General features: G+C 45.4%; 4 protein-coding genes. 2 read left to right on the forward strand and 2 right to left on the reverse strand.

Features of this window, described 5'->3' with window-relative positions; genetic code table 11:
- Positions 1–47: 47 nt before the first annotated feature.
- Positions 48–1,589, reverse strand: a complete 1,542-nt coding sequence (locus tag Q0C11_RS13910; RefSeq protein ID WP_293008984.1) for a hypothetical protein — start codon at positions 1,587–1,589, stop codon at positions 48–50.
- A 725-nt stretch (positions 1,590–2,314) separates the two neighbouring features.
- Between Q0C11_RS13910 and Q0C11_RS13915 the strand changes: the two genes are divergently transcribed.
- Both Q0C11_RS13915 and Q0C11_RS13920 read left to right on the forward strand, forming a co-directional pair.
- The gene (locus Q0C11_RS13915) at positions 2,315–2,560 is read left to right on the forward strand and encodes a hypothetical protein (RefSeq protein ID WP_293008986.1); all 246 of its coding nucleotides are present in this window, start codon (positions 2,315–2,317) and stop codon (positions 2,558–2,560) included.
- A gap of 389 nt (positions 2,561–2,949) precedes the next feature.
- Positions 2,950–3,243 carry a hypothetical protein gene (locus tag Q0C11_RS13920; RefSeq protein WP_293008988.1) on the forward strand — a complete coding sequence of 98 codons (294 nt, stop codon included), beginning with the start codon at positions 2,950–2,952 and terminating at the stop codon, positions 3,241–3,243.
- A 131-nt stretch (positions 3,244–3,374) separates the two neighbouring features.
- Here the strand turns inward: Q0C11_RS13920 and hrpA are convergent.
- A partial coding sequence (gene hrpA / locus Q0C11_RS13925; protein WP_293008990.1) for an ATP-dependent RNA helicase HrpA occupies positions 3,375–6,841 on the reverse strand: 3,467 nt, incomplete at its 5' end.

Below are 6,841 nucleotides of genomic sequence, written 5' to 3' on the forward strand. Positions count from 1 at the left end.
ACAACCGGCAGACTAATGGCTACCCAAAATAAAATTTTCTTCATACTTTATGGCGTCCTTTCAAATAGCGATTCAATGAGAAAAGCATCATCAAAGTGTCGGCGCCCGTTAAAAGCAGTAGCATGACGACCCCATTGGCGCATTGCACCTGGCGAGCGGATTCCCATGGGCCAAAAAAGAAATCGCTCGGATCGTTCTGTTCCAGCAACCAATCCATATTTTCCGAACAAGCTACGATATCCTTCCTCCGAGGACAAAGAACGCAGTTCATCATAATCCTCCCACAGCAATGGCTGGTTTTCCTGTATCGCCGATGACTGAGTATCCAGCGCGCTATCAGAATAGATCCGCTGGATGAAATGCGTATGATGAGCGATACGCAGCACCAGAGATTGTTGCTCCGGTGCAGATTGCGGTAACAATGGCGATTCAAAATAGGCAGAAGGAAGATCTTTACGCAAACGTAGTTTATGACTCAGGAAGAACTTGTGATAGCAACCACAATTATGAATGGCATCGTAAAGCCAGGGCTTACCGTCTGGCCCTAGTGTTACCCGCCAGTTGATGCCGTCGAGTTGACCTGCATAAATATCGCTACCCGATCGCGCCGGAAACCAGACAATGTAATTGAGCTGTAGCAGCACTTGTGGGCCAAAGCGAGTGTATGAAACCTTGCGATAGAATATCGGGCGAGCAATGTCTACGGATGGCCCGTTTTTCAAATGTATCTTACCAATGCGATCATTATCATCAGCGACATCCACCTCCCATGCTGGCGCAAATGTATTGAAAAGCTGATCCAGCTCAACATCTTGTGGTATGGGGATGCCCAGTGGATCGAGCGATCGATACAGAATTTCGCTGATCTGTTGAACAGTAAGCGTTTGATCAGGTAGCAAAGCATCCATTTCTGGCGTCATGGCAGTTGATACTGGCACCCAACGTATCAACTTGCCCGTAACCGGCAGCGAAGCAATCGGTATCGCGAAAATCTCATGTGTTTTGCGATGCCATTCAGCTATTCCTACAGCAATAACAGGGGCAGTGAACGGATAAAGACCAAGTGCCTGCCACCAAGTGACATAATCATCCGGAACATGGACGATATCGCGTAGTCGGGTGCGCTGCTCAGGCTTTGCAAGATCAATGGATATTAATAGATCGCGACATGTATTGAGTTCATCAAGCAAAGTATCTTTGTGTTGACTTCGCACTGAAGGAGGCAGATTACGCAACTCTAATGCACGCGATTGAGCATCGAGATCAGCCATGTGAGCAACCCATGCCAACCACTGTGGTGATTTATCGTTTAATTCATGACTGAATGAAGCCAACAGACGTGTTGTACGAAGGTAAGGAAACCCCTCAATCAGCGATGAACCATAATCACGTACACCCACGTTATCAATAGCAGTATCAATTTCTTGATATAAGGCCCGGCAGGCAGTAGCGGCACTATCTCTCGGCGCAACGGTGGATCTAGTTTCCACTGCGACGCAACCAGTCAGAACCAGTATGCTGATGCTGACGATAAGGATCATCTCTGTCATGATCGGTGAGATATGGACTGAATAGTTGCAATTATTCATAGGCATCTCCTTCTGACTGCCACTACTCGCTGCAAGCTGCGCACAACACAATGCAATTGCATAATTTAAAACAGAATTACACCCCCTTACGTTTCTCAATATGCTTGTACCAGTGCAGAAATCTCAATTTATATCTGATTTCACGGAGCTAATGTGATTTTTATCACGTAATGACATAACCTAATTCAGTATCATGCATTATTGATATAGCAGCAAAGCAGAAGAAAGATTGATGATAACCCAACTCGTTAAGCTAACAATTGCTAAATCCCGATTGCCGCATTTGACCCCAGTATTTGCAAATACACCTATAGAAGACGTAATGTTCATTGTCCAAATAAAGAATAATCCAAATTCCTATTCGATCAATATTGATGGTGAAGCTACGAACTTGTCAAAAATCAGTAATGAGCTAAAACTGTGTCGTGGCAGCAACAGAGACATTAAATGAGACACCGAATTCGAATTATCGATAGATACTAGATTAGTAACTAATCTTGAAGAATCAATAATGATAGTCAAATTTAAACTTTAATAGTTGAAGAATTGTATGCTTGTTAGGGATTAGCTAAATTTCAGATAATCTCACGGTAAAATGAAAATTACTCTGGGGTCTTTCAAAACTTGAAAATGCCGGCAGAAACCCCATGTTCTTATTAGTTTTGTGTCAACGCAGTGTGATATCAATAGTACTTCTTCAAATTATTATGTGGAGGTAGACAGCGATGATCAAAGAACTTTCTTTTGACGACGACGACGATGGATTTTATTCTGCCAACGATTTGGATGGGGAAGAGGATGCGATAGCAAATAGTAAAATTCCCCCCAGTCAACTAGCAAACATTATTGATGAATTTGGAAGCAGCAAAGATGATTCTGATGATGACGAATTCGAAGTCATCAAAAAGGATTATTCTGATTATGATGACGAAAGGGATGAGATTACGCTTGAGTCGTTAGGACTGCACTAGTTTCCAGGCTCTGTAATACTGCTGCTCGTTTTCGACAGTGTGTGTGCATCACACACGATGGAATAATTCATTAGCCAAGCTTTACGCGATACTCCGCTTAAACGCTTTGTCGCAGGTGTTGTTTTTTGTGCAAAACTTTCTATTTTTAAACAGAAGATAGGGGGAAATTCAACACCTAATTTGTTCTATTTTAAAAAATAAAACTGTTTTTGGTGTATATTTATCAATTGACACCTATTGTGTAGCGGTTTATGTTCCCTCATCACCATAACGCTATCCAATAAGTTGCATGTATTACCCGCTAATGTGTGCTTTACTGCACGAGTCTTTATGAAGAAGCAAGCCATCATCAATGGCTCTCACTAAAACAAAATACAAGGAGAATCAGCATGAATAAATTAAAAGCCTTAACAATAGCAGCCGCTGTGTGCACAGCTTGTTATGCAGGGAACGTATTAGCTTTCGATAAATCTTTTCATCCCAATCACCAATTTGTCGAGCGAGAAAGCATTGGACCAAGTTTTGAGCCCGGTTATATTCTCGATGAAGAGAAAGCTGCAGAAACAAAAACTGCAGAAGAATATATGCAGCTTCCTTCGGAACCAGTAATTCCAAGCGATCCTTCACCCAAGAATTCAAATATCCCTTCTGGGGAAGAGCTCAGATTAGTTCCGTCCATATAGCCAATTCTTAGCGCCGGTTGTTCTTGCAGCGCTGAGAAAAATCCTTGCCCCGCAGCTTGCTGCGGGGTATTACATTCCTTCGCAATCTACCTACTTGCACTCCAAATTCTAACCCGCAAAACCAAGCCGAATTACAGGCGCACACTCTCCCAAAGCTTCTGCAACCGCTTAACAGATACCGGATAGGCAGTCTTTAATTCTTGCGCGAACAAAGAAATACGCAGCTCTTCGATCTGCCAGCGAAATTCGCTTAAATTTTTATCTACATATTCAATTTCTTGATGCTTTGCTAGGCGTTGTAAATACTGCTGCCACAGCGCATTAATTTCAAGGCTATTGTGCTCATCGCGTTCCGGATTTACGGATAATTTCTCGACACGCAATCCCATGCCTTTTAAATAACGGGGCATCTGCAACATGTTGTTCCAAGGCGTATTGCTGACAAATCCAGGGTAAACAAGATTATCAAGCTGCGTATTTAATTCAGCTTTCACTTTACTGACCCGGATCTTAGTGAATTTTTGCAATAGCGTTTGATACTCGCGGCCTATCTGTTGCAGCATGCCCGATAGAAAAGCAGAAACTTCCGGGAGGCGGTGCTTGGCACGCTGTCTTTGCTCAATAAATGCTGATTCAGTGCGAGGAAGCAAATCATCGCTCAACAATGCGCGGTCTATGATGGCAGTCAGCATATCCTGTTTCAGATCGCCCGGAATAACTCGGGCTGCCAATTGCACGCTAATTTCCCTTAATCCGGGTAGATTCTTTTCCAATTGCTTAAGTTGGTCTTTCAGCGCTAAACATAATAACCGCCTAATACCCGAACGCATCACAGTTTCAGCCGCTGCTTGCGTATCAAACAAACGGATGGCGACACTATCGCCCTGATCAATCAACGCCGGATAGCCTGTCAGTTGCCGGCCATTTCGCATAAATACTATTTCATCGGGCAAATCGCCAAAATCCCATTGCGTTATCTGTTCACGCTCAATAGAATTTTTCTCGCTCTCGTCATCACGCTTCACAAAAATCATCTGCGCCGCTTCACCGAGCCGCTTCTGCAACCTATTCAGATCCCGGCTCATAGCCAGTTCTTGTCCGGCATCATCAACCACTCGAATATTCATCAACAAATGCATTGGAATATCGCTTGTTTTCCAACTCTCAAGCGTAACCGTCAAGGTGGTTTCTTTTAGCACAAACTTCTCCAATGCTTCCTGCAATGCAAGCAAATGTGAAGCTTTGGAATGACTTTGCAAAAATTTTGTGACTGATTCCGGAAGCGGTACCAGCATACGGCGGACGTTTTTAGGCAGCACTTTCAAATACCAGGTAACTTTTTCACGAATTAAACCGGGCACCAGATAATCCAACTGTTTGCCATCCAAGCGGTTTAATAATGGTAGCGGTACAGAAACAGTAACTCCATCCAATATATGGCCCGGTTCAAAGCGATAGACAAGGGGCAACACGCTACCATCCGGTAAAGTCATGCGCTCAGGAAATTGCACTTCGGTCACATGATCGGCCTGGTGGCGCATGAGTAACTCGCGCTTTAAATACAGCAACCGGGGATCCTGCTGTTCCGCTTGCTTGCGCCATTTCTCGAATCCGGCACCATTGGTGACTTGTTGCGGAATGATGGCATCGAAAAAGGCAAAAATTTCCTGCTCATCGACCAATACGTCCTGTCTGCGCGTTTTATGCTCCAACGCTTCGATTTCCTGAATCAATGCCTGATTATGGTGAAAAAAAGGCGCTTGTGTTACCAGTTCTCCTGCCACTAACGCCGAACGGATAAAGATCTCACGCGCTTCTTGCGGATTAATCACGCCATAATGAACCGATCGTTTGGGAACAATCATTAAGCCATACAGCGTCACTTGTTCAAAGGCCACGACCTGCGCCCGTTTCTTCTCCCAGTGCGGATCAGAATAATGCCTTTTGCACAAACTACCGGCAATCCTTTCCAACCAAGTTGGATCAATTTTTGCCGCGCAGCGTGCAAATAACTTACTGGTTTCGACCAATTCCGCAGCAACCACCCATTTGCTCTTACCTTTTCTCAATACAGAGCCCGGAAAAATCGCGAACTTGATGCCACGAGCCCCCAGATACTCACCCTCTTTCTCGGATTTAAAACCGATATTACCGAGCAATCCAGCGAGTAGCGCACGATGAATTTCATCATAACCCGCGGGTATTTCGTTGGGCCTGAAACCAAGCTCTGTCATCAATACATGCAGTTGACCATGAATCTCGCGCCATTCACGCAACCGTCGATAGGATAGAAAATTTTCACGACATTGCGCGATCAGTTTGCGGGTGGATTTCTTATGCTTTAATAATTCATCAAAGAAATCCCAAAGTTTCAGATAGGAAAGAAAATCTGAGCGCTCATCCTGAAAACGCCGGTGCGCCTCGTCAGCTGCCGCTTGTTGTTCAAACGGCCGGTCGCGTGGATCCTGCAGGCTTAACGCCGAAGTAATGATCAGTATTTCGTGCAGGCAATTTTCATGTTTCGCCGCTAAAATCATACGGGCAATTTTGGGATCAATCGGGAATTTAGCCAAACGCCAGCCAATCGCGGTCAGCTGTCTTTTTTCATCGACCGCACCCAGTTCCGCCAGCAATTGATAACCATCGGCAATCATGCGTGGCGCTGGCGCCTCCAGAAATGGAAAACTTTCCACGTCGCCAATTTTCAGCGATTGCATGCGCAGAATAACCGCTGCCAACGAAGAGCGCAGAATTTCCGGATCGGTATAAGGCGCACGAGCCTGATAATCCTGTTCTGAATACAAACGGATACAAACGCCATTGGCCACCCGGCCACAGCGCCCTGCCCTTTGATCCGCCGACGCACGGGAAATTTTCTCGACCAGTAATTGCTCTACTTTGTTGCGATAGCTATAGCGATTCACCCGCGCCGAACCGCTATCAATCACGTAATGGATGCCTGGAACCGTCAATGAAGTTTCGGCCACATTGGTCGCCAGTACGATGCGACGACGATTGCTGCTCAATTGAAAAACCCGCTCCTGTTCGGCAAAAGATAACCGTGCAAACAAAGGCAAGATTTCTATCCCACCCCGCAAGCGATCAAAATGATGTTTGCGCAAGGTTTCAGCCGTCTCGCGGATCTCGCGCTCGCCCGGGAGAAAAACCAGAATATCGCCCGAACCCGAAGCCATCAACTCATCAACCGCATGAATGATGCTACGCTGCATATCGCGGTCTTCCTCATCATCGGTGTGCAGCGGGCGATATAAAATGTCTACCGGGTACAAACGCCCGGTCACTTCAATGACAGGCGCATCATTAAAATGTTGCGAGAAGAGTTGCGCATCAATCGTAGCAGAAGTGACGATCAGTTTAAGATCGGGCCTCTGGGGCAATAACTGCTTGATAAACCCGAGCAGAAAATCAATATTCAGACTGCGCTCGTGGGCTTCATCGATAATCAGCGTATCGTAAGGCTGCAATAATGGATCGCCTTGCGTTTCCGCCAGCAGAATCCCGTCAGTCATCAATTTGATATAACTATCGGAACTGATCTTGTCCGAGAAGCGAACTTTGTAACCGACGGCCTGACCCA

Source organism: Nitrosomonas sp., from assembly GCF_022842015.1.
Taxonomy (GTDB): Bacteria; Pseudomonadota; Gammaproteobacteria; order Burkholderiales; family Nitrosomonadaceae; genus Nitrosomonas.